Raw genomic sequence first — 25463 nt, 5'->3', positions numbered from 1 at the left:
CGCCGCCTGTGACCGAACCCACCAACGTGCCGCTGGCAGTCTCGCCGGTCGAGCCTGGTTGGCTGCCGGTGACGGTGCCGGGCGCAAGGTCGTTGCCGTCCTTGGTCAGGTCCAAGGCGTTTTCATACACCGTAACGTCAGTGTCCTGCCCGGCAATCATCTGGCAGTTGTTGACGTTGATGGTAACGGTCGTGGTGCTCTGATCGCCGTCAGCATCGCGGATGGTGTAGACAAATACATCGGTAGCGCCAGCCGGAGCGTTGCTGTTGGGGTAGGCGTGATAGACACCATTACCTTCGGCATCCAGCGTGATGTAGCCATAGGTGCCCTGGACATTGATGCCCAACTGACCAGAGGCCGGCGTGGAGGTATCGGAGCCGGCACGCACGCCAACTACGTAGCGGCCATCGGCCAGGTCATCGGCGCCAATCACATCATTGACAAGCACATTGCCGCTGACCTGACCGCCTACCTCGACCCTGGCGAAATCGCAGTGAGCCTGCGGCACATCATCGACGATGGTTACATCGAGGCTGCCAGTGGCGGTACTGCCGTCGGTGTCCTTGGCAACGACTGTGAAGCTTTCCTGCAACCCATTGGTGCCGTTGCCATCCGGATGGGTTTCGTTGTCGAGCAAGGTGTAGGTGTAGCTGACCACACCTGTCGCAGGGTTGTAGCCGGTGATGGTGAGGGTGTTGCCCAGCGCGGTCGTGATCGTCTGCGGAAAGCCTGCGGCTACGCCGCCACTGATTACGTTGATGCCGCCGACGCTTAAAGACTGCAGGCCATCCGCCGCGGTCACCGTGAAGGTGCCGCCTTGTTGCAACGCCGGGCCGTCAGGTGCGCTGCCATCGATCAGGTTTTTCTCGTAAACAGTAACCTCGCCGCCGCTCACGTCGAGGCCACCCAGTATTACCGGGTCATTGAGGTTGCTGATGTTCAGGTTCAGAGTCGCACTGCTAGTGTCGCCGTCAGCGTCTTTGATGGTGTACGTGAAGGTCTCGACACCATTGCCGCCGCCGGTGAGGCCTTTGAAATCGGCATCGTCAACGTTGAGGGTGTAGGTGTAGGTGCCATCCGCAGCCAGCACCAGCGTGCCGTAGGTACCCGTGAAGGTGCCGGCAACCACCGGGCCACCCACGACCCGGTCAGCGCCTTGTACGTCATTGCTGAGGACATTGCCGCTGAGTTCGACCTGCTGTTCTGTGGCCGTCACCGCGTTGGTGTCATCGACCGCCTTGGGCACATCGTCGACAATGCTCACGCCAAGGTTGGCCGAGGCAGTGCTGCCATCGCTGTCCTGGGCGGTCACGACAAATGTTTCGCCCAGGCTGTTGTTGCCGTTGCCGGTTGCGTGGGCTTCGTTGTCGAGTAGCGTGTAGCTGTAGCTCACCACGCCTGTGGCCGGGTTGTAGCCGGTGATGGTCAGTGTATTGCCCAGCGCAGTCGTGATCGACTGTGGGAAACCGCCTGCTGCGCCGCCGCTGACTACCGTGATGCCGCCCACGCTCAGGCTCTGCAGGCCGTCAGGCGCGGCGACGGTAAAGGTCCCGTTCTGCGTCAGCGCAGCGCTGTCTGGCGCGCTGCCATTGAGCAGATTCTTTTCGTAGATAATCAGCTCACCTCCGGCGACATCCAGCCCGCCGATCGTCACTGGGTCATTGAGGTTGCTGATGTTCAGCGTCAGGGTCGCGCTGCTGGTATCGCCGTCGGCGTCTCTGATGGTGTAGGTAAAGCTCTCGGTGCCACTGCCGCCGCCTTTGAGCCCTTTGAAATCAGGGTCATTGGCGTTGAGGGTATAGGTGTAGGTGCCATCCGCAGCCAGCACCAGCGTGCCGTAGGTACCACTGAAGGTGCCGGCAATCACCGGCCCACCCACGACCCGGTCAGCGCCCTGCACATCGTTGTTGAGCACATTGCCGGTCAGTTCAAGCTGCTGCTCGGTGGCCGTCACGGCATTGCTGTCATTGACCGCCTTGGGCACATCGTCACGGATGATCACATCGAGGCTGCCGCTAGCCACATCGCCATCACTGTCGCTGACCTGCACCGGGAACTGCTCGCCGATCACATTGGTGCCGCCACCGTTGGCGTGCTGCTCAGTGCCGTTGAGGGTGTAACTGTAATTGACCACTCCGGTGGCCGGGTTGTAGCCAGTGATGGTCAGGGTGTTACCAAGGGCGGTGGTGATGGATTGGCCAATGCCGGTAACCACCCCGCCGGTGACTACGTTGATGCCACCTACGCTCAGATTGAACACGCCGTCGGCGGCGATAACGGTGAACGAGCCTTGCTGGGTCAGCGCCGGCGGGTTGCTGTTGGAGCCGTCGGGCAGGTTGGCCTCATCGAGGATCAGTTCGCCGGGGCTGACATCAAGGCCTTGCAGAGTGACCGGGTTGTCTGGCGGATTCACCGGAGGTGGGGACGCGGGCGGCAGCACATCGTCGGAACTGGTCGGATCGAGGTCACCAATATAGCCATTGACCAACAGCGGCACACCGTTGAAGCCCGCAGTCGGGAAGCCAACCGTGGGATCAACCCGATCGCCCACTTCAGTCAGCATGACAAAGCTGTGGCCGCCGCCCAAAGCGCCCGGGACACCTTGATTGGGCCCAGCCGCCGTAGCCTCGGCCTCTTCACTAGGGTCGGCACCCGCCGCGATGGCTTGTTGCAAGCGCTCGACATCGGTCAGTTGCGCCTGGCTGGGGGCGATGTCGTCGGTCTGCACATGGGGAGGCTGATTAGCCAGCAGCTCTGGCGACATCTGCAGGCTGCTGTCGCGGCCCAGGGTCAGCTCTGCGCCGTTGTCCAGGCGCACCGCAATGGCTCCGGCGTTACCGGTTTCGAGTTGCTCGCCAGCATAGAGTCGGTCGCCTTCGACCAACAGGCGGCGGCTGCCGTCGCTGTCGACCGCGAAAACCTGGCCGACCACCTTGCTGACCACTCCGATAAATTTAGCCATGCCCTACGTCTCCCCTGCCGAACGGATCCTGCACCTTGAATGCAGCGAAAACACAGTGGCGCCAGGCCGAATAAAGGCGTCAATCAAACGCCAAAAGTCAGCAAACAGCTCTACACTGCGCAGGCCAAGTCGATAGAGATGATGGAATTTTGCTACTACAGAGTGACAATTAATTGTCGCCAAATTCCGACACGGCCCGTTTTCACTGAGTTCTTAGCTGCAAAAGTTCTGGAACTTGTTGCAATGACCTAAAACCGCTGACTACAGCTTGATTTATAGGCCCGTTGAGTAGAACAATGTCGCGGATTCTTTAGACCGCATAAGTTTTTTTTCGCATAGACCTTATGAACAAATCTTCTTAGCTCGCGCGTTAAATGTTCTTAGCTCTGTTGTTACAAACTTGAAACGGTTTACCCCATAATAATCGTCATTTTTTTGGCGAACGCTGGACACTTTTAGAGACAATGGAGATGTACCCCATGCGCGTTCTTACCCCCATCACCAGTGCAATCCTGTTGGCCATGGCGAGTGCCAACATTCAGGCGATGTCGATCACCGAAGCCGTCCAGAACGCCGTGGATCATCACCCGCAAATCAGCTCCTATCGCAACAGCCGGTTGTCTGCCGACGAAGATGTCAAATTCGCCCGTGGCGGGTTCTACCCAAGCGTCGATCTGGTTGCAGGTTACGGTCGCCAACGCTCCGACAACCTCAACACCCGTGGTCTGAACGCTGACGGCACGCGCAACCACAACAAAGAAACCATGAACTACACCCAGTCCGAGCTGCGTCTGCGCCAGATGCTGTTCGACGGTTTCAACACGTCCAACGAAGTCGGCCGTACCGAAGCGGTTTCCAACTCGCGTGCCTACTACGCTCAGGCAATCGCCCAGGACGTCGCCCTGCGTACCATCGAGGTCTACCTCGAAGTGCTCAAGCGTCGCGAGCTGGTGACTTTGGCCAAGAACAACATGCAAGCGCACTTGCGCGTCAACGACCAGATCGGCCTGCGTACCGAGCGCGGTGTCGGCAGTAGCGCTGACCTCGATCAGTCGCGCGCCCGTCGTGCTCTGGCTGAAAACAACCTGGACACCGCCGAAGTCGATCTGGCTGACGCCGAAGCCAACTTCTACAGCGTGGTCGGGCTGATGCCGGACGAGCTGGAAGCGCCTTCGACCATCAAGGTGGAAATGCCGAGCACGCTGGAAGACGCACGCCGCGGCATGCAGGAAAACAACCCGTACCTGCGTTCGGCTCAGGCCGATGTGAATGCCGCCGAGAAGCAGTACGAAGTCGCCAAGTCGACCTTCTACCCGCGTCTGGACGCCATCCTCGCCACCGGCGCCAACAACAACCTGGGCGGCGAGCGCGGCCACAGCAACAACGATTGGCAGGCAGGCGTCGAGCTGAACTACAACCTGTTCCGCGGCGGCAGCGACAAGGCTCGCCTGCAGTCGGACTCGCACAAGATCAACCAGGCGCTGGATATCCGCAACAACGCCCTGCGCGAGCTCAACGAGAACCTGAGCCTGTCGTGGAACGCCATGAACAACGCGCGCAAGCAGACGCCAACCGCGCGTGAATACGCTGAAACCACCCAGCGCGTGCGGGCCGCCTATCAGGATCAGTTCGGCCTCGGTCAGCGTACCCTGCTCGACGTACTCGACAGTGAGAACGAGCTGTACAACGCCAACCGCCGTTACACCGAAGTGCGTTACACCGAGGAGTACTCGATGTACCGCGTACTTTCGACCATGGGTGAATTGCTCAGCAAACAGCGTATTGCGCTGCCGGCAGAAGCCATCGCCAAGACTGAAGTACGCAGCGAAGCGAAGTTGCCCGAAATGCGTTAACCGTTATCGAGCAACGTTTCGGATGTAGCCGTACACCCTCCATTGCGGCAGGAGTAGGCCATCGTGACCAGTATGCAAAATGCCCAGCCCCGGCTGGACGTTGACGATCCGTTGCTCGATGGCCTGTTGATTCTGTGCAAACTGCACGGCTGCCCCGCCAGCCGTGCCAGCTTGTGCAGCGGCCTACCTTTGGCCAGCCAGCGGCTCGGGCCCGAGTTATTGCCCAGAGCCGCAGCCCGCGCAGGCCTGCAAGCGCGCATTCTCAAGCGCGAGCTGAGCGCAATCTCCGCACTAAACCTTCCCGTGTTGCTGCTGCTCAAAGACGACCGCTGTGCTGTGCTGCTGCGCTTCGGCGAAGACGGTCGCGCGCTGATTCTGCCGTCCGAGGCCGAAGGCGGCGAGCAATGGGTCGAGCGCGAGGCGCTGGAACAGGCCTACGCCGGCCAGGCCCTGTTTGCCCGCCCACGGCACACTCTGGAAAACCTGCGCACCCCGCTGATGCCGAGGGTCGATGCCTGGTTTCGCGACACCCTGCGCCACTCCCGCTGGCTGTACAGCGATGCCCTGCTGGCCAGCCTGCTGATCAACCTGCTGGGCCTGATGGTGCCGCTGTTCGTCATGCAGACCTACGACCGGGTGGTGCCCAACCAGGCCGTCTCGACCTTGTGGGTGCTGGTGGCCGGGCTGTTCATCGGCACCGCGTTTGAAATGGTTCTGCGCATGGTCCGTGCGCACCTGCTGGACCAGGCCGGCAAGAAGACCGACCTGATCCTCTCGGCGACCTTGTTCGAACGCATCACCGGCATGTCGATGAAGGCGCGCCCGGCCACCATTGGCGGCTTCGCCCAGAGCATTCACGACTTTCAGGGGCTGCGCGAGTTTCTCACGGCAGTCACCTTGACCAGCATCATCGACCTGCCGTTCGTGGCGTTGATGCTGGTGGTGGTTGGCCTGCTGGGCGGCTGGCTGGTGGTGATCCCGCTGATTGCCTTCCCGCTGGCGGTTGGTTTTGCCTTGATCATCCAGATCCGCCTCCGCGACACCGTGGAAAAAAGCCTGAGCCTGGGAGCAGTGCGTCAGGCCCTGTTGATCGAAACCTTGGGTGGGCTGGAAACGCTCAAGGCCAACGGCGCCGAGAGTGAGCGTCAGTACCATTGGGAACAGACCAACGGCGCGATTGCTCGGCTCGATGCGCACGCACGCAACCTGTCTTCGCTGGCCAGCAACGGCACGCTGTTCATCCAGCAGTTCTGTGGCATGGCGACGATTGTTGCCGGGGTCTACAGCATCATCGCCGGCAACCTCAGTGTCGGCGCACTGGTGGCCACCTACATGCTCGGCAGCCGGGTACTGGCACCACTGGGCCAGATCGCTGGGCTGATCACCCGCTACCAGCAGGCGCAGCTGACCATGCGCAGCACCGATGCACTGATGGCCTTGCCACAAGAGCGCCAGGCCGAGCAACAGGCGCTGGAGCACACCAGCCTCAAGGGCGGTGTGGCCGTCAGCCACGTCAGCTTCCGCTACCCTGGCCAGACCGCTGCCGCACTGAATGACGTCAACCTGACCCTGCAGCCCGGCGAGCGCATCGGTATCGTCGGCCGCAGCGGTTCGGGCAAAAGTACGTTGGGTCGGTTGCTGATGGGTTTCTATCATCCCGATGAAGGCCAGGTGCTGCTGGACAACCTCGACCTGCGCCAGCTGGACATCGCCGACCTGCGCAGCCAGATCGGCTACGTCGCCCACGACCTGCCGCTGCTGGCTGGCAGCCTGCGCGACAACCTCACCCTCGGTGCCCGCCACGTCAGCGACGCACGCATGCTCGAGGTGGCCGAACTGACCGGCGTGACCGAACTGGCGCGCCAGCATCCGCAGGGTTTCGACCGCCCGGTGGGTGAACGCGGCCAGTTGCTCTCGGGCGGCCAGCGTCAGGCCGTGCTGCTGGCCAGAGCGCTGCTGCTGGAGCCGCCGATCCTGATCCTCGACGAGCCCACCAGCCACATGGACAACAGCAGCGAAGAGCAACTGCGCCAGCGCCTGCTCGACTGGGTGCCGGGCAAGACCGTACTGCTGGTCACGCACCGGACCTCGATGCTGAGCCTGGTCGACCGCCTGCTGGTGCTCGACAACGGCAAGATCGTTGCCGATGGGCCGAAGGATGCGGTCATCGATGCACTGCGCAAAGGGCGCATTGGCGCGGCGCTGTAGACGCTTTTGAGGAGTAGTCCGATGGCCTTCTTGCGCAGTTATTTCCAAGGTGCCGGCAACACTGCCGAGCGCGACTATATGCCCGAACTGGCCGGCGCCACGCTGCAGGACTCGCCGCGCCTGTCGCGCCTGACGGTGTGGCTGGCGGCGGCGCTGCTTCTGGTTGCGCTCACCTGGGCGAGCCTGGCGGTGCTGGATGAGGTGACGGTCGGCGAAGGCAAGGCGATCCCCTCGGGCAAGGTCCAGGTGGTGCAGAACCTCGAGGGCGGCATCGTCACCGAGATTTTCGTCCGCGAAGGCCAGATGGTCGCCAAGGGCGCGACCCTGCTGCGCCTGGACGACACCCGCTTCCTGTCCAACAAGGGCGAAAGCGAGGTCGATCGCTACGCGCTGACGGCGCAGGTCGAACGGCTCTCGGCGGAGGCTGAAGGGCGACCGTTCACGGTGCCGGAGGAGATTCGCAGCAAGGCGCCACAGGTGGCCGAGGACGAGCTGGCGCTGTATCAGTCACGGCAACGGCGGCTGACCAGCGAGAAGCAGACGCTCAACGAACAACTGCGCCAGAAGACCCAGGAACTGGCCGAGTTCCGCTCCAAGGTCGATCAGTACCGTTCGGCGTTGGGCTTGCTCCAGCAGGAGCTGAACATGTCCTCGCCGTTGGTCGGCACCGGGGCGATTTCGCCGGTGGAGATCCTGCGCTTGAAGCAGCGTACGGTCGAGGCCCGCGGCCAGCTCAACGCCACCAGCCTGGCCATTCCGCGGGCAGACGCGGCAGTGGCGGAAATCAAGAGCAAGATTCAGGAAGCCGATGCCACCTTCCGCTCGGAGGCGGCCAAGGAACTCAACGACAAGCGCACTGACCTGTCCAAGATCAGCGCCACCAGCATCGCCATCGACGACCGGGTCAAGCGCACCACAGTGGTGTCGCCGGTGCGTGGCATCATCAAGCAGCTCAAGGTCAACACCATCGGCGGCGTGGTCCAGCCGGGCAGCGACCTGGTCGAGATCGTGCCGATCGAGGACAACCTGCTGATCGAAGCCAAGGTGCGCCCGCAGGACGTCGCCTTCCTGCACCCGGGGCAGACCGCAATGGTCAAGTTCAGCGCCTATGACTACACCATCTATGGTGGCCTCAAGGCCAAGCTGGAGCTGATCGGCGCCGATACCGTGACCGATGACAAGGGCAACGCGTTCTACCTGATCCAGGTGCGCACCGACAAGAATCACCTGGGCGGCGACAACAAGCCGTTGCTGATCATTCCGGGGATGGTCGCCACGGTGGATATCATCACCGGGCAGAAAAGCGTGCTCGACTACCTGCTCAAACCGGTTCTCAAAGCCCGCACCGAGGCCATGCGCGAGCGTTGATTCAGCAGCCGTGGTTGCGCTCGAAGGTGTCGCGGCCCATGGCGCGGATCTGGCCTTCGATCAAGGCGTCGAACGGGCGCAGCAGTTCATCGAAACACTGCGGTTGCTCCAGCGCGTTGAGTGCCTGCACCACGGCTTCGATGGTGGCCAGGGCGCCCTCCTCCGGCGCCTTGCGCAGGCGATAGCGCGAGGCGGTGACGTGCGCCAGAGTCACCCGCGGCAGCGCTGCCAGCAGCGGATTCAGGTACAGCAGCTTGCGCGCTTTGCGCCAGGTGCCATCCGGCACGATCAATAGCAACGGCTGCTCATCAGGTGATGCATACGCTGTCAGCGCCTGCGCCTCGTCTCCGGGAAACAACAGCACCGGCCGATAGCCCGGCGTTGCCAGCAGCTCCGGCAGTTGGGCAAACACTTCACCCACCCACAGTTGTGCATTGACCAGGCCGAGCGCGGCCAGGCGGGCAGTATTCAGCGCATGCGAGGTTTCACTGGGGTGCTGTAACAGGACGACCCGGGTACGGCTGTCGAGGCGGGGGATCAGCGGACATAAGCAATGGTCTTGCGCGCGCTTGCAGCGTTCGCAGCGGGGTCTGGACATCGGGTTCTCCTGGAGGGCGCCAGTGTGCCATAGCCACTCGAGAAGAACATACAGCGCCCACGTCCCTGTGGGTTGATGAAGGGGTCAGCGGTTGAAACGTTCGGCAAGGCTGTGCAGGTACTCGGCCATCTGCTCGAGGTCCTGGCTGATCTCGGCGCCCTGCCTGGCCTGTCCGGCACTCTCGTCGCACAGGTGGGAGATGCGCGTGATCTGCTGGTTGATGTCTTCGGCGACGTGGCTTTGCTGCTCCGAGGCAGTCGCCATCTGCTGGCTCATGCCGGTGATGCGACTGACCGCCTGGGCAATACCGCTCAGTGCTTCGCGCACCGCTTCGACACTGTGCACGCTGTCGCGGGAGATCTGTTCACCGCGGCTGGCCGACGACACTGCACGTTCGGCACCCGCACGCAGGCTGCTGATGATCTGGTGAATCTCGTCGGTCGAGGTGCGCGTGCGCTGGGCCAGTGAACGCACCTCGTCGGCAACCACGGCAAAGCCACGGCCCTGCTCGCCCGCGCGGGCAGCTTCGATTGCCGCGTTGAGCGCCAGCAGGTTGGTCTGTTCGGCAATCGAGGTAATCACATCGACCACACTGCCAATCGACTGGGTCTGCTGAGCCAAGGCGTGCACGGCCTGGCCGATGTCATTGACCGCCTCGCTCATGCTGCCCATCGCCTGCAGGCTTTGCTGAGCCAGCTGGCTGCCGTGCTGGGCCAACTGGTCGGCGTCACCGGCGGCATGGGCGGTGCTCTGCACGTTTTGCGAGACCTCCTGGATAGTCGCAGCCATCTGCGCAATGGCGGTGGCCGATTGCTCGGTTTCGCTGCGCTGGCGGTCAAGCATCTGCGCCTGGGCATCAGACAGCCCAGCAGACTGCGCTGCACGTGCCTTGACCCCGACACCAGCATCGACCAAGCGGGTCAGCGCCGTCTGCAAGCGCGCCTCTTCGCTGATGATGGCCAGGTCCAGCTGGCCATGCAGGCCGCGGTTATCGCTGTAGGTCAGGGCCACCAACGGGTCGGTGAAGGCTTTCGGGTGTTCGTCGAGGGTGCGCTGCAGCGCGCGAGCGTGCAGGCGGTTCAGCGCGTAGCCGGCGCCCAGCAGGCTGGCCAGTAGCACGCCTATCGCGGCCTGCGGCGCGAGCCAGAGATAGCCTGCAGTAGACAGCGCAGCAGCGGCCAGCATTGGCCAGCTCTGGCCAAGCCCGTGCAGCACACGCGCCGCCCACGGTACTGCGCGCTGGCCATTGCGCAGGCGTGCGTAGAGCCGTTCAGCACGGTTGATCTGCTCTCGGCTGGGCACCGAGCGGACCGACTCATAACCACTGATGCGACCGTTTTCGTAAACCGCCGTGACATACGCGCTGACCCAATAGAAGTCGCCGTTCTTGGCGCGGTTCTTGACCACGCCCATCCACGGTTTGCCCTGTTTGATGGTGTCCCACATCAGCGCAAAGACCGGCGCCGGCATGTCTGGATGGCGCACCAGGTTGTGGGTCTGCCCGACCAGTTCATCGTAGGTAAAACCGCTGATGGCCACGAACGCGTCGTTGCAATAGGTAATGCGGCTATTGAGGTCGGTAGTGGAAATAAGCCGCTGTTCGTTGGGGAAGGTTCTTTCATGCTCGGTAACGGGCAAGTTCAGGCGCATCAAGGCAATCCTTGCGTGTGCAAACGATGGAAATTCATCAGGGGCCAATCAATATTTAGCAGAGCGAAAGCCTGTCAGCAGGCACTTTTGTAGGAAATTTACCGTTCCTGACGGCGTGCATTCATCGAGGCGTTTATCAACTGACGTTCAGCTGGCTTTTGAGCAGGTCACGGAAGGTCTGGATCAACGGTTCGCGGCTGCGGCCGCGACGGATGATCAGGGAAAACGGGGCTTGGTAACCAAATGTGGCGGGCGATAATACGCGCAAATCGCCCTTGTCGACCCACGCCTGTGCGTAGTGCTCCGGCAGGTAACCGATGTAGGCGCCGGACAGAATCAGGATCAGCTGCGCCTCCATGCTTTCAACCGTTGCCGCGCTGTGCTTGAAGCCGTGCCGGGCCAGCTCGGCCTGGCTCCAGTAGCCTCGCCCGACCATGCGTTGCTGGGTGATGACGGGCTCGGGAATCCGCCGCTCGGCATACAACGAATGGCGGTTGCTGCAGTAGAGCCAGTGTTGCTCGCGGTACAGCGGCTGATAGACCAGGCCGCTCATGCGCGACGAAAACGCACCGATGGCCAGGTCCAGGCGGTTGTCCTGCACGCCTAGCTGCAGCTCGTACGGGCTGGACACCGACAAGTGCAGGTGCACGGCCGGGTGCTCCTGGCTGTAGGCGCCAATAGCCTCGGCCAGCGGCAGGGCGCGATCGCCTACGGTGGAGTCGAGCACGCCAAGGTTGAGGGTGCCGCGCAATTCACCTTTGAGCGCAGCGGCGTACTGTTCAAAACCATCCAGCTCGGCCAGCAGGCGCAGGGTCTCCTGATGGAACAGCTCGCCCTTGCTGGTCAGGCTGAAGCCACCGCGGCCACGATGGCAGAGCACGATGCCTAACCCCGCCTCGAGCTGGCTCATGTAGGTGCTGATGGCCGACGTCGACAGGTTCAGCTCGCGCTGAGCATTGGCAAAGCCTTGGTGGCGCACCACGCTGACGAAGATCCGCAGCAGTTTCGGGTCGGGCAGTGACGAGGCCATGGTGGTGATCGGTCCGCAGTGGCAATGGGCGAGTGGCAATGGGCGGAGTCTACCTTGGCCGCGGCCTTTAGTTCAGAGATTCCTGAAGTAAGTATTTGTCGGTAGCGATTCTTCTCGATCACTACCTTGCGCAGACTGCCCGCAATGACCCTGCTCGCCGCCCGCTGCGCTAAGTTGCAGCATGCTGGACAAGGTTCGAACAACCATAACAATCGACCGACTGATGAGGCCCACTGTGGACAAGACTCTGCACCAACCACTGGGCGGCAACGAAATGCCGCGTTTCGGCGGCATCGCCACCATGCTCCGCTTGCCCCACCTGCAAAGCCCTGAAGGCCTGGACGCCGCCTTTGTCGGCGTGCCGCTGGACATCGGCACCTCGCTGCGCTCCGGCACCCGCTTCGGCCCGCGCCAGATCCGTGCCGAATCGGTCATGATCCGCCCCTACAACATGGCCACCGGGGCCGCGCCCTTCGACTCGCTGTCGGTTGCCGACATCGGCGACGTGGCGATCAACACCTTCAACCTGCTGGATGCCGTGCGCATCATCGAAGAAGCTTACGACACCATCGTCGAGCACAACGTAATCCCGTTGACACTGGGCGGTGACCACACCATCACCCTGCCGATTCTGCGCGCGCTGCACAAAAAACACGGCAAGATCGGCCTGGTGCACATCGATGCCCACGCCGACGTCAACGACCACATGTTCGGCGAGAAAATCGCCCACGGCACCACCTTCCGCCGTGCTGTCGAAGAAGGCCTGCTCGATTGCGACCGGGTCGTGCAGATCGGTCTGCGCGCTCAGGGCTACACCGCCGATGACTTCAACTGGAGCCGCCGTCAGGGCTTTCGCGTGGTGCAGGCCGAAGAGTGCTGGCACAAGTCGCTGGAGCCATTGATGGCTGAAGTGCGTGAGAAGGTCGCGGGCGGGCCGGTGTACCTGTCGTTCGATATCGACGGCATCGACCCGGCCTGGGCGCCCGGTACCGGCACCCCGGAAATCGGCGGCCTGACCACCATTCAGGCGATCGAAATCATCCGCGGCTGCCAGGGCCTGGACCTGATCGGCTGTGATCTGGTCGAGGTTTCGCCACCTTATGACACCACCGGCAACACCTCGCTGCTGGGTGCCAACCTGCTGTTCGAAATGCTCTGCGTACTGCCGGGAGTAGCACGCCGCTAAGGATGTCGACAGCGCGCTCGATTGCAGTCGCGTTGCTTGCATGGGCCAGTGATCGGCCCACCCGTACTTGCTGATACCGCCGGGCAGCGTGAGGCTGCCCGGGCACTTGATCTCGCCATAATAATGATAATCGGGAGACCCCCAATGGCCTTGGACATCATCGTTGTATTGATCTATGCCGCCGGCATGCTCGCCCTGGGCTGGTACGGCATGCGCCGCGCGAAAACCCAGGAAGACTACCTAGTGGCCGGGCGCAACCTCGGCCCGACCTTGTACATGGGCACCATGGCCACCACCGTGCTCGGCGGGGCCTCTACCGTCGGCACCGTGCGTCTTGGCTATGTACACGGCATCTCCGGCTTCTGGCTCTGCGCCGCGCTGGGTCTGGGCATCATTGCGCTAAACCTGTTCCTGGCCAAACCGCTGTTGCGCCTGCGCATCTTCACCGTGACCCAGGTGCTGGAGCGGCGTTACAACCCGATGGCCCGCCAGGCCAGCGCGCTGATCATGCTGGCCTATGCCTTGATGATCGGGGTCACCTCGACCCTGGCCATGGGCACCGTGCTGCAAGTGCTGCTCGACCTGCCGTTCTGGCTGTCGGTGGTGCTCGGCGGTGGCGTGGTGGTGATCTACTCGACCATTGGCGGCATGTGGTCGCTGACCCTGACCGACATCGTCCAGTTCGTGATCAAGACCGTGGGCCTGATGTTCATCCTGCTGCCAGTGTGCCTGTACAAGGTCGGCGGTTGGGATCAACTGGTGGCGCAACTGCCGGCGTCCAGCTTCAACTGGACCACCATCGGCTGGGACACCATCATCACCTACTTCCTGATTTACTTCTTCGGCATCCTGATCGGCCAGGATATCTGGCAGCGGGTGTTCACCGCGCGGGATGAAAAAGTCTGCCAGCGCGCCGGTACCACCGCAGGCATCTACTGCGTGTTGTACGGCCTGGCCTGCGCCCTGATCGGCATGGCGGCACATGTGCTGCTGCCGGACCTGGCCAACCCCAACAATGCCTTCGCCGCCATGATCAAGACCACCTTGCCTGACGGCATTCGTGGCCTGCTGATGGCTGCCGCGTTGGCGGCGATGATGTCGACCGCGAGTGCCGGCCTGCTGGCGGCCTCGACCACGGTCACCGAAGACCTGCTGCCCAAGCTGCGCGGAGGCAAACAATCGAGCCTGGCAACCAGCCGCCTGTTCACGCTGCTTACGGGGTTGGTGGTGTTGGGCATCGCCCTGGCAGTGAATGATGTGATCAGCGCCCTGACCCTGGCCTATAACCTGTTGGTGGGCGGCATGCTCATCCCGCTGATGGGCGCGATTTTCTGGAAGCGCGCAACTACTGCAGGGGCTATCGCCAGCATGTCGCTGGGCTTTGCCACCGCGTTGCTGTTCATGGTCAAGGACGGCCTGGATGCCAATACGCCGATCTACTACAGCCTGGCGGTTGGCCTGGTGAGCTTTGTGCTGGTCAGCCTGCTGTCGCGGCAGCCAGTGGCCGGCGCTAAGCTGGCCTGATGTAACTGCGCTGGAAAGACAAAGGCCGCTGCATCCATGGATGCGGCGGCCTTTTCGTTTCAACGGCGACGAGGCTGGCGTTTGCGCTGCTCTTCGTCGGTGGGTATCGGCACCGGTTGCAGCGGTGGCGGTATCAGACCCAAGGCGACAGCCAGGTCATGGAGCCAGTTGAACAGTGGTGTTTTCATAGTGCCCCCTTCACGGGTCAGCCTCACGGCAAATCGATCATTCGATGTTTCATACAGATCATAGTCCTATGTCCTGCATTACGCATGCGTCTGATCCTATACATAAGGCCGATTTTGACAGGGATCAAGCAACGGCGGGCTGTTCCGACCGCCGGTCAACTGTTTCTCACTGTTGCAAGCTGTACATAGGTGAGGTCCACCCCCTAGAGCTACCACTGCCGCCTGCCTTTCGTAGGAGCGGCCTTGTGTCGCGAAATGAGGGCAAAGCCCGCACAGCAATCCACGACCGTACCCCTCAACCAACCACCCTGCGCAACTGCCGCCGCACCCAAGGTTCAGCACTCACCAAAACCACCCCGAGCAAAACCATCACCGCCCCAAGCACAAAATTAACGCTCAACGGCTCGCCCAACAGCACCACCCCAAAAGTGACCCCAAACAACGGGGTGATAAAGGAAAACACCGCCAGGTTCGAAGCCAGGTACTTACGCAATAACCAGAACCAGGTCAGGTAACTGACAAACGACACCACCACGCCCTGGAAAAGCACACTACCCATCGCCAGCGGCGTCAGCGTGACCATGCCAATCTGCCCGCTGAGCAGAGCAATGAGCAGCAATCCGACAAAACCCACCATCAACTGATAGAACAAGGTCAGGGTCGCCGGCGCTTCAGACAGTCGCGAGCCGCGCACGACCACAGTTGTAGCCCCCCAGGCCAGGCCAGCCAGCACACCGAAGGCATCACCGAGTAGCGTTCGCCCATCGATCTGATCCAGCTGTACGCCTCCCGCAAACGCCAGCGCGATACCCGCGAACGACAGCAGGATACCCAGCCACTGCAGCAACCTGAGGCGCTCGCTAGGCAACATGAAATGCAAACCCAATGCGGTAAAAATCGGTGCGGTATAAAGAAACACCGACATATGCGCCGCCGAGGTCAGCTTGAGCCCCTCGGCAATGAACATGAACTCCAGCCCGAACAAAGCTCCCGCCAGCAATCCTGCCCGCCAAGTGCTACCAACCTGCCCCCAGCCGCCCCGCCAGCAGATCAGCAAGCCAACCAGCACCGCAGCGATACCAGAGCGAAACGCCGCCTGCATCACCGGCGCGATATCGGCAGCGGCCCATTTGATCATCACCTGCTGGCTGCCCCAGATCAGGCACAGCCCGAGCATCAATTGCAGGGCAAAGGCATCAGGGTTCTTGCGGGCCGCGCTCATAGGCGGGCCTCGGTGTGATTTGCAGGCATGGGCAAGGCTCGGCAGATAAGTGGATCAGATCGCGATTATCGGACGCCGAAGCCCGGCCCGGCCAGCCTAAATTGCACCGCCAGCGATTTGCGCCTTCGACGACACATGATCGAAGGTCGCTTGATCCAGCGCATCGGCTTGCTCATCCAACACCTGACGCGGATGCTCGAAGCCGGGGATGCTGCTGTCGATCATGCTGAGCAAGCGCGAACCACGCTCGGTGAGCACGAAGTTCTCGCCGTTACCGCCCTCTTCTTCCGGGCGGCTTGCAATGTAGTCGCGGTCGAGCAGCAGCTTCTCGTATTCGCAGGCGCGGGTTTTCAGCTGGTCCATGTCACCCACCGGCTGGCCTTTGGCAGCCAGCGCGGCGGCGTGCTGTTCGGCGTAAGGGCGAGGCGTGAAGCTTTGTTCCGCGCCGTTTTGCACTTCGTGCAACAGGCGTTCGATCAGATCCCAGTCGTAGTGGCTCATGGCGATGGCTCCCTGCTGTGGACGGAAAGAGGTACACAGGGTGGGACATGCGGGTATTGGCAAGCGTTCCAATAGCTGAGGCACGACAGCCGGGCCCGAGTGAATTATCTGACAACCTGCGGAGATGATTCAGACACATCATGGCGAACAGCTTGCGTTCACACTTCGTAGTTTTTAAACTACGTTATCTCGATGAAAAAGATCGAGTCCCGTACGTTCAAGAATTGGCTGACCAGCCTGCGCGATACAGCCGGCCGAGCACGCATTATTTCCAGGATCAATCGCCTGATTGAAGGGCTTTCAGGTGACGTGGCGCCGGTTGGGGGAGGTATAAGCGAGCTTCGAATACATCACGGACCGGGTTATCGGGTGTATTTTCATCAGGCCGGCAACCAGTGGCTGATCCTGCTTTGCGCTGGTGACAAAAGTAGCCAGAGCCGCGATATCAAGGCTGCCGAACAAATACTGAAGGCATGGAGAATGCAAAATGACTGAGGTCTTCACCGAATTCGACCCAGCTGAATATCTGACTACGCCTGAGGCAATCGCGGAATTCATGTCCGACGCGCTGGAAACAGGCGATGCGGGTTACGTCGCGAAAGCTGTTGGAGTAGTCGCCAGGGCGAAGGGCATGTCAGAGCTGGCGCGGGAAACTGGCCTGTCTCGCGAACAGCTGTATCGCTCTTTCAGTGCCAGCGGCAACCCGACGCTCAAGACCTTCCTGACCGTAATGCGGGCTTTGGGCATGGATATGACTGCTCGAGCTCATCCTAGTGTCTGACAGCGGCTTTGGAGCAAGGCTACAGCGAGCGCAGTAGCGGCACACCCGCAAAGGCCTGACCACATGAACTTTCCAGCCGCTGGCCCCTCAACCGGTTAACGCCAACAAGGAGGTCAACCCGTGAAAATCCTAAGCAGCTGTGCCATTGCTGTCGGTCTGTGCATCGCCCTGCCAAGCTGGGCCTGCACGCCTGAAGAAGCCACCGCCAAACGCGAAGAGCTGGCCAAGCTGGTCAGCCAACTCACCGAGCAGAACCCGCAGAAGGCCAAGGAAATCAACGACGAGTTGCAGGGCATGGACCTGGCGACTGAAAGCAAGGATGTGCCGGACAAGTGCCAGCTGATCGAGCACCGTCTGCAGGAGCTGAAAACTGCGGAGAAGAAAGCGGAGTGATCAGCCGCAACGCCTGAGGCTGAATCAACTGCGGCCCGCCGCTGAAGGACGGGCGCAGATCATGGGCCGCGAACGCGGCCCTGGAGAGACTTACTCAGGCTTCGGCGCGCGTTTTTTCAGCGGAGCCATGCCATCGACACTGGCCAATGGCGCGTTAGGACGCGGCTTGGCAGTTGGCTTGCGCTTGGCGGCAGCCTTCTTCTCACCGGTCTTCTTGTCGACTTTCTTCTTCTTGACCCCTACCGCCTTGCCGGACGCCTTGACCTTCTTCGGCCCGTTGTAGGTGCCTTTGACTTCCTTGATCAAGCGGCGCTGGAACTGCTGCTTGAGGTAGCGCTCGATGCTCGACATCAAGTTCCAGTCGTTGTGGGTGATCAGCGAGATCGCCAGACCTTCCCCACCCGCACGGCCGGTACGGCCGATACGGTGTACGTACTCGTCACCGCTGCGCGGCATGTCGAAGTTGATCACAAGGTCCAGGCCGTCGATGTCCAGGCCACGAGCCGCTACGTCGGTCGCTACCAGCACCTTGGAGCCGCCTTGCTTGAAGCGCTCGATGGCCAGCTTGCGGTCTTTCTGGTCCTTGTCGCCGTGCAACACGAACGCTTTGATGTCCTTGGCCACCAGGTGACCGTAGACGCGGTCGGCGGCGACGCGGGTGTTGGTGAAGATGATCGCCTTCTGGAAGGTTTCGTTGTCCAGCAGCCAGTGGATGATCTTCTCTTTGTGCTGGTCATGGTCAGCCATGATGATCTGCTGACGGGTGCCTTCAGCCAGCTGCGAGACGCTGTTGAGCATCAGGTGCTCTGGATCCTTGAGGATTTTGCCGATGATATCGCGCAGCGCGGCGCCGCCGGTGGTGGCCGAGAACAGCAGGGTCTGCTCGCGGTTCTCGCACTCTTTGCACAGGCGCTCCATGTCTTCGGCAAAACCCATGTCGAGCATGCGGTCGGCTTCGTCCAGCACCAGTACCTGCACATGCGACAGGTCGAGGTTGCCGGCATTGAGCTGCTCGAGCAGACGCCCCGGGGTGCCGATCAGCACGTCCGGCACCTTGCGCAGCATGGCCGCTTGTTCCTTGAAGTCTTCACCGCCGGTGACCAGGCCGGACTTGATGTAGGTGAACTGCGAGAACAGCTCGACCTGCTTGAGGGTCTGCTGAGCCAGCTCACGGGTCGGCAGCAGGATCAGCGCACGGATCTCGACGCGCGGGCCGCCCAGGTCAGCCAGGCGGTTGAGCATCGGCAGGACGAACGCAGCAGTCTTGCCGCTGCCGGTTTGCGCCGTTACCCGCAGGTCTCGCCCTTGCAACGCCAAGGGGATGGCCGCCGCCTGTACCGGAGTCGGCTCGACAAATTTCAGCTCGGCCACGGCTTTAAGGATGCGTTCATGCAGGGCGAATTGGGAAAACACGGGGGTAACCTCGGGCAAGTGCGTAAATTCAAGTTGCATAGGGTACCGTTTTCCGCCGCCAGAACCGAATTTCTTTTGGCAACTTTGCCCCGATCCGCGCTCTAATTGACCCTCGTTCCGCAATACAGACCGCTTTTTTAGCCTATGGACATTCAACGACTCTGGTTCAACGCCCTGGATCTCTGGGGCACTCTCGACCAACACCCGACCCTGCACGCCGCCATTGGCCTGGGTGTGCTGCTGCTGGTATCGCTGATTCTCGGCCGCCTGGCGCGGTTTCTGGTGCTGCATGCCAGCCGCCTGCTGGCCCGCCAACAAGCCCTCAGATGGTTCGACGACCTGCGCCACAACAAGGTATTTCATCGCCTCGCGCAAACCACCCCGTCGCTGATCATCCAGTTCGGCCTGAAGCTGGTGCCGGAGCTCGGCGCCACCGCCCAGCACTTTCTGGGCAACGTCGCACTGGCCTTCACCCTGCTGTTCATGACCCTGGCGCTGGCATGCCTGCTCGATGCCCTGCTCGACATCTATGCGCGCACCGAACACGCCCGCACCCGCTCGATCAAAGGCTACGTGCAGTTGGCCAAGATGGTGCTATGGGTATTCAGCATCATTGTCATCATCGCCACCCTCATCGACCGCTCGCCATTGCTGCTGCTGTCGGGCCTGGGCGCCATGTCGGCGGTACTACTGTTGGTCTACAAGGAGAATCCAAAGAACTCCCGAAAATCCAGGAATGCAAAGATCGCGATATGGACAGCCACCTGTACCCACTCCCCTGCTCCGAGATAGCCCCAGATTTCTGCGAAGACTGTCAGGCACCGCCGGATGGGCAAGCCCGTCACAATCTCTCAAGACCCCGCTGAGGTTTGCCCGCCTTCGGGCTCCGTGACAGCAAACCGCTTACCCGCCACTTGCCCCGCCCCCCTAGCCACCCAATGCCTTTCAGCTCCATCAAAGTTAGTGAGGGTCGCCGACTTGCGTGTACGAATGGGCGTGACCCGCCTAGCCCAAAGAAGTGCTGACGCGACTGGGCTAGGGCTGCGGCATCAGTGGACGCCGGCCTGACTCATGCGAGATGAGTTGCCCCGACAAGAACGAAAGTCTTCTTCGAGCGCGATACGCAGAAATCCTCATGGCTTCTTTGCAAACTGGCAGTACGCGTCGAAGTCCGCCAGAGGATAGATGTGGAAGCTGGCCACGGTGTTCTCGTAATTCACCAGTTCCAAGAGCCCGTTCCTGATCATGATGTGAACCGGGGGTAAAGAAACCGCCTGGCCAAATACGTTGATGCCTTTCTGCTCCGTGGCGTCGAATTCTTTGAAGCGATATCGCTGGTTTTGGAACTGGCTGGCCTCGTCTTCACCCATTCTCGTCGCGCTTCGAATAGGGAATTTGATGCTCTCCAGCGGCTTGTAGAACCCATCAATGGCATCAACACTGTCTTTCAGCTCAACGTAGTCTTCATTTGTGAGACCAGAGGTCAGGTCAACATTGAGCGATACACCCAGAAACTCCGTGAGGCGTCTCGCCCACTGTAAATAGGTCATCAGGGTCGTCAGTCGATTGAAGCCTTCAGGCCGCAAATTGATCGAAAGGACGTAAAGTCGCTCACCATCGAGCTCAACTATGAGGGAGACCTTCCAGCCGTTGCGCGCAGCTTCAGCAAATTGCGCGATTTTCGAGAACCAGGGCAGTTGGTTGACTGGGCGCGACTGCCAGCTTTCAACGCTGATGTTGAAGTTCACATTGGAAACCGCGCCCGCGTCCCCGACCTCGGCGACAAGCTTGAGCATCCCAGCCATGGATTCGCCCTTAAGGCAAAACGACTTGGTGCCCCACACGATTTCTCCAGGCATGTCGTCCAACACGTGCGTTTCCAGTGTGCCGGGATCCGTCATAATGATCTTCTGGATCACACGGGTAGGAGGACGAATAATCTGCATCTTTCCCCCCGCGCCTTTGGTCATGTCCACGATGGCATCGAACAGTGGCGATCCCTGGATGGCGACGTTGGTCATGTCCAGCTCCAAGGTTTGACCATGCTCGAACAGCCCGTCGAAACCTGCAGCAGCTACCGAGGCATCCTTTCCCCCTACCGTCATAGCAAGCTGCACGTTTTCCTTCGCATTCACTTGGAAGACGGTACCGTGTTGAGGATCGTACTTGGTGATGATATCGAAGCGAGGATCAGCCTGAGACAGCACTTGCGCAGCTGCTGTATGGGCATTCTGAATCGCAGTGGGCAAGAAACTTTTTGGCATTCCGGTCAGGGCCATGGCCAACAGATCGGGCGCATCTTGAGCTGAAGGCTGGCGTTTGCCGAGCTCGGCCTTAGCAGCGGCTTCGGCTTGTTTCTTCCAACCTTTGAGCACCTCGACCGTGTAGGTGTTGACGTCCCGATCGATCTCATCAGCATGAATCGCACAGAGCCAAATGCCATTAGAAAAGGCTTTTCTCTCGTTACTGGTCATGCCCGCATCGAAGCGGGCACCGCCAGGTGAGGCAGCGCATATATGGGCGGCCTTACCAACATTGGTTACGCCCTCTTCATCCTGTGGAGCAGATGTGGCGACTCTGCAGCTCGGGTTCGAGCACCGGTGTGCCACTCTATCCCGAAGCCTTTTGATGGTGCTCAGTTTGAAGTCATCGCGCGCCATGCATCCATCTCTAGGATCAATAGTCCGACACAGTGTACAGCGCTCAGCAGCTCACAGGCGGTGCCTGGTTCGACCTCGGCAGTAGCATCTCAACATGCGTCGTTAGAATTCGTACACGGGCTCCGCTTTGAGCTTTGGCTTATCTTCCGACAATTGCTCATCAGCCGTTTCGTATGCCACGTACCGCACGTCATGGTAGACAAGACTGTCAGCTACGTACTCAATGCAAGGCCCGCTGGATGGCTTGGCTCCCATCACCCCCATTGCGCCATCCACACTCCAGAACGTTGGCGTTGGTGCACATGCCACATGGGAGAACAGAACGATGTTGTTGCCCATCGGTGCCTGAACAGATTTGAAAATGAGACCGTCGATGCGAGGTTTGCAATGAGTGGCGAGGTACTCGGCAACGGCTTGTGATGTCAGGTAGTTGCGCTCGGTGCCTGGAAGCACCGGAACGGTGATCAGGTTATGGAGGTACTTCAGGAATTCACGACGGCCACGTTTTTCGAAGTATTTGGGCTCAAAAAAACTAGGCTCTGGCCCTAGGTCAGCACTCTCGAAACGCCCAAAGTCCAGAACCTTGATCGATTTGGTGAGTTTGAACTTACCACTGACCACGGTGCCGCCTACTGGAGGACGTAACTCAGCAACGCACGTTTTGCGCTCAAAGGCACCATAGAAGGCCGGCACGCCGGCAGGGTTCATCCGCCCTTCACCTGCTATTTCTTTCGGCGGCGCTGAGAGATTACGAGCCGGATCAGCACGGATCTTGGTGACGTCATCGGAGGTTGCACATGAACGGGCGCGGTAGATCGCAGGCGCTTCTTCCGGAGACAGAATGCGCACCACAGCATGGTCGTTTGATGAGGCGGAATATTTCGCTAGATCTTTGAATAACCAGTCAAGAAACGATTTCGCGCTTTCATTGAAGAAGCGGTTCCCGTGCGCCAATCCCTCTTGGAACTCGCCCCATTGGTACCTGAAGTCGCTGGGCAAGAATGGCAAGTGTGCATAGTTCACATCGTCGCTGTAATTGGTCAGGTTTCGGCAGACGAGCTGTACGACGGGATGGATGTTGTCACAACCGAAGATTTCCCCCACCCATACGTCGATCAATTCCCCGAACTGACGCTGGAACGAGCCGTGAGCATCGTTCCATTGGAAGTGATGCTCCCCTGGGCATACATAGGCCTCAAGGATTTTCTCCACGCGGGCCACTAGATTTGCTAGCGAGATCGACTTGCGCTTGGTTTCACACAGACAGCACGCGACGGATTGACCGTTGCGTCGAATCTGCCGAGCCAGGAAAGGATCCGTGGCGCATTTGAAGCACACGTATTGCTCGGCTGTCATGGCGGTTCTGTCGTCCTTCTGCATAATGATGGCAAAGTACAATTGCGCGTAGGCCGGTGATGATCGCTGATCATCTGCGGGAAAACCAACACCTCGGTCAGCACCTATGAAGAAACACTGCATGGCCACACTCACCATTTCCCATATACGTCGGAGGTCACGTCGTGAGCTCGATCAAAGATTACTTTTTCGATGTCCAACAAGAAGCCTGTATCGACTGGGTTGCCCAGACCTATGGATATGAGATCGACCCGGACGAAGACCCAGAGCGATGGGAAAAGCTGGCAGCCGAATATTCAGAAATGCTCGACGCTAGAGCGGAGATCCAATGGCTGAATCGTCACTCTCACCAGGAGTTCTTCATTGAATTCGAAGCTGAGCTAGCGGCCACGGCTAGCCTCTTGGCTGCCGCCACCAACACTCCCAACGCCAATACTGTCTTCAAGCTCGTCTATGCGCATACCGTCACTCTCATGGAGGCGCTGATCAGCTCGGTGGTGCGCAAGCTCGTTGTAAGCGATGCGAACCTCTTGATGTCGCTTGCCGCCGGCTATAAGAAGGTGAACGTGGTCTCAGTTACTTTGAAGGAGATCGCTGAGCAACCGAAGGTGGTGGAAACCATCGTCCTTAGAATCCTTGCCGATCAGACCTTCCACAACGTCTCCACCATCAGGGAGGTGCTGGGCGTCATGTTCGGCGATCACATGAATGGCCTAAACCTGGCAGGCGTGGGCCGCATTTGCAGCAAGCGACATGACATCGTCCATAGGAATGGCAAGACGGTTGATGACGAGCCTATCGAACTGTCAGTGGCAGAGGTGGATCAGGCGATCAGCACAGTGAATGAGTTTGTCTTGGATTTAAGGCGCAGGATTGAGGCCGCGCTCAGGGAGGATGACCCCGTACCTTTTTGACGAGGTTTCCACGCCCCCATGCGACGTCGACTCGGCTGGGTGATAGCAAGTGTAAGAGGTTCGGTGGCGCTGCCTCTCCACAATTTGGATGCTGGAGGTCACCCCTCCCAGTAAGGATGCAGCATGTATACACGCGAGATGGCGCAGCCCACAGATACAATGCTCCTGACCGATATCCTCGACATGGAAACAGGTCAGAACGTCGACCCTCAGGTGTTCCTCCGCCGCGAGCTGAGCCTGGTCATGAAAGACCGTGCCGAACTGATGGCCCGGTATACCCGCGATCCCGATGCCCCTTGGCTCGTTTGCGAGCTGTGCTCGGCCCCTGTGATTCTGGTTCGCACGAAAGATCGGTACTTTCATTTCCGGCATCACCAGAATGAAGAGGCGGAAGAGAAATGCTCAATCTCGACGCGAGGAGAGCTGAGCGCCGATCAGATCAAATGCATCAAATACAACGCGGCAAAGGAAAGCTCGGCACACCTGAGACTGAAGGCCATCATCCGCGAAAGCCTAATCGCCGACGAAAGATGTACCGAGCCACTGGTGGAAGCAGCCTGGAAAGGGCTGCGCTTGGCTGAGCGAGCACAGTGGCGAAAGCCGGATGTGCAGGTCGAACATGCGGGCCAGCGCCTGGCGTTCGAGGTACAACTGTCGACCACGTTCCTAAGCGAAATCGTAGGCCGACGAGAGTTTTATCGGCGCAACAATGGCGGAATGGTCTGGGTTTTCCAGAGCTTCGATCCAAACACGACGCGGACTGCCGAAGAGGATATTTTCTACCTCAACAACCACAACGTGTTTCTTGTGAATGAAGCAACGCTTGAACGCTCCCGGCAGGCCAGGCGCATGGCTCTGGATTGCTGCTACCCCATACCGGAGCTGCGAGGCAATACGATTTACAACCACTGGACGACGGCGCATGTGTTCCTCGATGAGCTGATCATAGACCCTCAAGAACAGAAGGTATTTTTCTATGATTACGATGCTCATCGAGCTGAACTCGAACGGTCTCTGGACACCTCCCTGGTTCGTCAGGCCTTCTACGACTTTTGGATCGATCACGCAGCCAACGACTGCCGAGAAACGGATGCAGCCTGGGCAACCTTGAGGGAGAAGATGCGGATCGCCATGCCGCGCCTACATCTGCCGGCAGATTACCGAACAGGCAAATTTCATGGTGCCGTCTCAATCATGCTGAGTGCCCGTTTTGGGCGTCCGGTAGGCTACAACCTGCCTCGACTGCTAAACGTCGCCAACACCGCGTTCGATCACTACAAAGACTTCCTCTACGCTTTTGGCTGGACGCTTAGGCTGTGCGGACATGAAGACATGCTCAAAGCCCAAGACAGCAAGGGGACGTGGCGTCGGCGCACAGAGGTCATCAAAGATGGTATGCGCAATCATGATGAAGATTTCCGCCAAGACCCTAGTCTTAACCATCTGATCGCGTTTCTCGTCCCAGAGATCATCGAAAGGCTGGCTCTTGCGAGGGATTGGGATTAGAAAATGAAAGCGCTTGAGCAACGCAGTGGCAACCAACCTCGCCGCTGCTCCGCAGCCCGAATCTGCGCAGATCAGCGGGGTTTTTCCACTTTCTGTGGTTGACAGGGCAGCCCTCATTGCTCAAAAATGATCACGAGGGCTCAATAAGAG

20 protein-coding genes and 1 pseudogene are annotated in these 25463 nt (G+C 60.1%); 11 read left to right on the top strand and 10 right to left on the bottom strand.

Annotated elements, in window-relative coordinates; all coding sequences use genetic code 11:
* The coding region (locus tag ACQZ2L_RS05735) for a retention module-containing protein (RefSeq protein ID WP_430325149.1) at positions 1–2962 on the bottom strand (2962 nt) is incomplete at its 3' end.
* A 479-nt stretch (positions 2963–3441) separates the two neighbouring features.
* Between ACQZ2L_RS05735 and ACQZ2L_RS05730 the strand changes: the two genes are divergently transcribed.
* From ACQZ2L_RS05730 to ACQZ2L_RS05720, 3 genes are all read left to right on the top strand, one after another.
* Complete coding sequence (locus ACQZ2L_RS05730) at positions 3442–4815, top strand: TolC family outer membrane protein (protein WP_103436580.1); 1374 nt, start codon at positions 3442–3444, stop codon at positions 4813–4815.
* Positions 4816–4887: 72 nt separating this feature from the next.
* Positions 4888–7023 (top strand): type I secretion system permease/ATPase, encoded by a 2136-nt coding sequence (locus ACQZ2L_RS05725; protein ID WP_430325168.1) that lies wholly within the window; start codon positions 4888–4890, stop codon positions 7021–7023.
* 21 nt (positions 7024–7044) lie between these two features.
* Positions 7045–8391 carry an HlyD family type I secretion periplasmic adaptor subunit gene (locus ACQZ2L_RS05720; RefSeq protein ID WP_430325148.1) on the top strand — a complete coding sequence of 449 codons (1347 nt, stop codon included), beginning with the start codon at positions 7045–7047 and terminating at the stop codon, positions 8389–8391.
* Between the two features lies 1 nt (position 8392).
* Here ACQZ2L_RS05720 and ACQZ2L_RS05715 read toward each other — a convergent pair whose 3' ends face one another.
* The 3 genes from ACQZ2L_RS05715 to ACQZ2L_RS05705 all read right to left on the bottom strand — a co-directional run bounded on the left by ACQZ2L_RS05715 (position 8393) and on the right by ACQZ2L_RS05705 (position 11669).
* A complete protein-coding gene (locus tag ACQZ2L_RS05715) occupies positions 8393–8989 on the bottom strand; it encodes a tRNA-uridine aminocarboxypropyltransferase (RefSeq protein ID WP_314875973.1) in 597 nt (198 codons plus the stop codon).
* Positions 8990–9073: 84 nt separating this feature from the next.
* Complete coding sequence (locus ACQZ2L_RS05710) at positions 9074–10639, bottom strand: methyl-accepting chemotaxis protein (RefSeq protein ID WP_430325147.1); 1566 nt, start codon at positions 10637–10639, stop codon at positions 9074–9076.
* Positions 10640–10775: 136 nt separating this feature from the next.
* The gene (locus ACQZ2L_RS05705) at positions 10776–11669 is read right to left on the bottom strand and encodes a LysR family transcriptional regulator (protein WP_314875975.1); all 894 of its coding nucleotides are present in this window, start codon (positions 11667–11669) and stop codon (positions 10776–10778) included.
* A gap of 235 nt (positions 11670–11904) precedes the next feature.
* Between ACQZ2L_RS05705 and speB the strand changes: the two genes are divergently transcribed.
* On the top strand, positions 11905–12855 hold the full coding sequence (gene speB / locus ACQZ2L_RS05700) for an agmatinase (RefSeq protein ID WP_101317629.1): 951 nt from the start codon (positions 11905–11907) through the stop codon (positions 12853–12855).
* Positions 12856–12999: 144 nt separating this feature from the next.
* Positions 13000–14379, top strand: a complete 1380-nt coding sequence (locus ACQZ2L_RS05695; protein ID WP_430325144.1) for a sodium:solute symporter — start codon at positions 13000–13002, stop codon at positions 14377–14379.
* 59 nt (positions 14380–14438) lie between these two features.
* On the opposite strand, the gene ACQZ2L_RS05690 is transcribed toward ACQZ2L_RS05695, so the two are convergent.
* The 3 genes from ACQZ2L_RS05690 to ACQZ2L_RS05680 all read right to left on the bottom strand — a co-directional run bounded on the left by ACQZ2L_RS05690 (position 14439) and on the right by ACQZ2L_RS05680 (position 16290).
* The gene (locus ACQZ2L_RS05690; RefSeq protein ID WP_256585700.1) at positions 14439–14567 is read right to left on the bottom strand and encodes a PA1414 family protein; all 129 of its coding nucleotides are present in this window, start codon (positions 14565–14567) and stop codon (positions 14439–14441) included.
* A 295-nt stretch (positions 14568–14862) separates the two neighbouring features.
* Complete coding sequence (locus tag ACQZ2L_RS05685) at positions 14863–15789, bottom strand: DMT family transporter (protein WP_430325142.1); 927 nt, start codon at positions 15787–15789, stop codon at positions 14863–14865.
* Between the two features lie 96 nt (positions 15790–15885).
* Positions 15886–16290 (bottom strand): transcriptional regulator, encoded by a 405-nt coding sequence (locus tag ACQZ2L_RS05680; RefSeq protein ID WP_430325140.1) that lies wholly within the window; start codon positions 16288–16290, stop codon positions 15886–15888.
* A gap of 192 nt (positions 16291–16482) precedes the next feature.
* On the opposite strand from ACQZ2L_RS05680, the gene ACQZ2L_RS05675 reads away from it, so the two are divergent.
* The 3 genes from ACQZ2L_RS05675 to ACQZ2L_RS05665 all read left to right on the top strand — a co-directional run bounded on the left by ACQZ2L_RS05675 (position 16483) and on the right by ACQZ2L_RS05665 (position 17464).
* A complete protein-coding gene (locus ACQZ2L_RS05675; protein WP_430325138.1) occupies positions 16483–16785 on the top strand; it encodes a type II toxin-antitoxin system RelE/ParE family toxin in 303 nt (100 codons plus the stop codon).
* On the top strand, positions 16778–17071 hold the full coding sequence (locus tag ACQZ2L_RS05670) for an addiction module antidote protein (protein WP_430325136.1): 294 nt from the start codon (positions 16778–16780) through the stop codon (positions 17069–17071). The genes ACQZ2L_RS05675 and ACQZ2L_RS05670 overlap by 8 nt, the downstream gene beginning before the upstream one ends.
* Before the next feature lie 120 nt (positions 17072–17191).
* Positions 17192–17464, top strand: coding sequence for a hypothetical protein (locus ACQZ2L_RS05665; RefSeq protein ID WP_430325134.1), 273 nt, complete (start codon positions 17192–17194; stop codon positions 17462–17464).
* A 90-nt stretch (positions 17465–17554) separates the two neighbouring features.
* Here ACQZ2L_RS05665 and ACQZ2L_RS05660 read toward each other — a convergent pair whose 3' ends face one another.
* Positions 17555–18916 (bottom strand): DEAD/DEAH box helicase, encoded by a 1362-nt coding sequence (locus ACQZ2L_RS05660; protein ID WP_101317619.1) that lies wholly within the window; start codon positions 18914–18916, stop codon positions 17555–17557.
* Between the two features lie 105 nt (positions 18917–19021).
* Here ACQZ2L_RS05660 and ACQZ2L_RS05655 point away from each other — a divergent pair.
* A pseudogene (locus ACQZ2L_RS05655) lies at positions 19022–19585 on the top strand (mechanosensitive ion channel family protein); the annotation flags it as partial.
* 425 nt (positions 19586–20010) lie between these two features.
* Here the strand turns inward: ACQZ2L_RS05655 and ACQZ2L_RS05650 are convergent.
* Both ACQZ2L_RS05650 and ACQZ2L_RS05645 read right to left on the bottom strand, forming a co-directional pair.
* The gene (locus tag ACQZ2L_RS05650; protein WP_430325132.1) at positions 20011–21537 is read right to left on the bottom strand and encodes a hypothetical protein; all 1527 of its coding nucleotides are present in this window, start codon (positions 21535–21537) and stop codon (positions 20011–20013) included.
* Positions 21538–21639: 102 nt separating this feature from the next.
* The gene (locus ACQZ2L_RS05645) at positions 21640–22917 is read right to left on the bottom strand and encodes an RES family NAD+ phosphorylase (RefSeq protein WP_430325167.1); all 1278 of its coding nucleotides are present in this window, start codon (positions 22915–22917) and stop codon (positions 21640–21642) included.
* A gap of 140 nt (positions 22918–23057) precedes the next feature.
* Here ACQZ2L_RS05645 and ACQZ2L_RS05640 point away from each other — a divergent pair, with 140 nt between their 5' ends.
* On the top strand, positions 23058–23807 hold the full coding sequence (locus ACQZ2L_RS05640; protein ID WP_430325130.1) for a hypothetical protein: 750 nt from the start codon (positions 23058–23060) through the stop codon (positions 23805–23807).
* A gap of 123 nt (positions 23808–23930) precedes the next feature.
* On the top strand, positions 23931–25313 hold the full coding sequence (locus ACQZ2L_RS05635; protein ID WP_430325128.1) for a DUF6035 family protein: 1383 nt from the start codon (positions 23931–23933) through the stop codon (positions 25311–25313).
* Positions 25314–25463: the final 150 nt, after the last annotated feature.

This window comes from Pseudomonas shirazensis, assembly GCF_050496565.1.
Lineage (GTDB): Bacteria > Pseudomonadota > Gammaproteobacteria > Pseudomonadales > Pseudomonadaceae > Aquipseudomonas > Aquipseudomonas shirazensis_A.
Note: the sequence above shows the minus strand (reverse complement) of the source record. Positions and strands in the feature narration are given on the sequence as shown.

Excerpts from the sequence above, each read along its gene's own strand:
- ACQZ2L_RS05670 (WP_430325136.1), top strand. The coding sequence starts at position 16,778 with ATGACTGAGGTCTTCACCGAATTCGACCCAGCTGAATATCTGACTACG.
- ACQZ2L_RS05710 (WP_430325147.1), bottom strand. The coding sequence starts at position 10,639 with ATGCGCCTGAACTTGCCCGTTACCGAGCATGAAAGAACCTTCCCCAAC.
- ACQZ2L_RS05705 (WP_314875975.1), bottom strand. The coding sequence starts at position 11,669 with ATGGCCTCGTCACTGCCCGACCCGAAACTGCTGCGGATCTTCGTCAGC.
- ACQZ2L_RS05660 (WP_101317619.1), bottom strand. The coding sequence starts at position 18,916 with ATGCAACTTGAATTTACGCACTTGCCCGAGGTTACCCCCGTGTTTTCC.
- ACQZ2L_RS05635 (WP_430325128.1), top strand. The coding sequence starts at position 23,931 with ATGTATACACGCGAGATGGCGCAGCCCACAGATACAATGCTCCTGACC.
- ACQZ2L_RS05730 (WP_103436580.1), top strand. The coding sequence starts at position 3,442 with ATGCGCGTTCTTACCCCCATCACCAGTGCAATCCTGTTGGCCATGGCG.
- ACQZ2L_RS05680 (WP_430325140.1), bottom strand. The coding sequence starts at position 16,290 with ATGAGCCACTACGACTGGGATCTGATCGAACGCCTGTTGCACGAAGTG.
- ACQZ2L_RS05725 (WP_430325168.1), top strand. The coding sequence starts at position 4,888 with ATGCAAAATGCCCAGCCCCGGCTGGACGTTGACGATCCGTTGCTCGAT.
- ACQZ2L_RS05675 (WP_430325138.1), top strand. The coding sequence starts at position 16,483 with ATGAAAAAGATCGAGTCCCGTACGTTCAAGAATTGGCTGACCAGCCTG.
- ACQZ2L_RS05650 (WP_430325132.1), bottom strand. The coding sequence starts at position 21,537 with ATGGCGCGCGATGACTTCAAACTGAGCACCATCAAAAGGCTTCGGGAT.
- ACQZ2L_RS05715 (WP_314875973.1), bottom strand. The coding sequence starts at position 8,989 with ATGTCCAGACCCCGCTGCGAACGCTGCAAGCGCGCGCAAGACCATTGC.
- ACQZ2L_RS05720 (WP_430325148.1), top strand. The coding sequence starts at position 7,045 with ATGGCCTTCTTGCGCAGTTATTTCCAAGGTGCCGGCAACACTGCCGAG.
- ACQZ2L_RS05690 (WP_256585700.1), bottom strand. The coding sequence starts at position 14,567 with ATGAAAACACCACTGTTCAACTGGCTCCATGACCTGGCTGTCGCCTTG.
- ACQZ2L_RS05645 (WP_430325167.1), bottom strand. The coding sequence starts at position 22,917 with ATGCAGAAGGACGACAGAACCGCCATGACAGCCGAGCAATACGTGTGC.
- ACQZ2L_RS05685 (WP_430325142.1), bottom strand. The coding sequence starts at position 15,789 with ATGAGCGCGGCCCGCAAGAACCCTGATGCCTTTGCCCTGCAATTGATG.
- ACQZ2L_RS05695 (WP_430325144.1), top strand. The coding sequence starts at position 13,000 with ATGGCCTTGGACATCATCGTTGTATTGATCTATGCCGCCGGCATGCTC.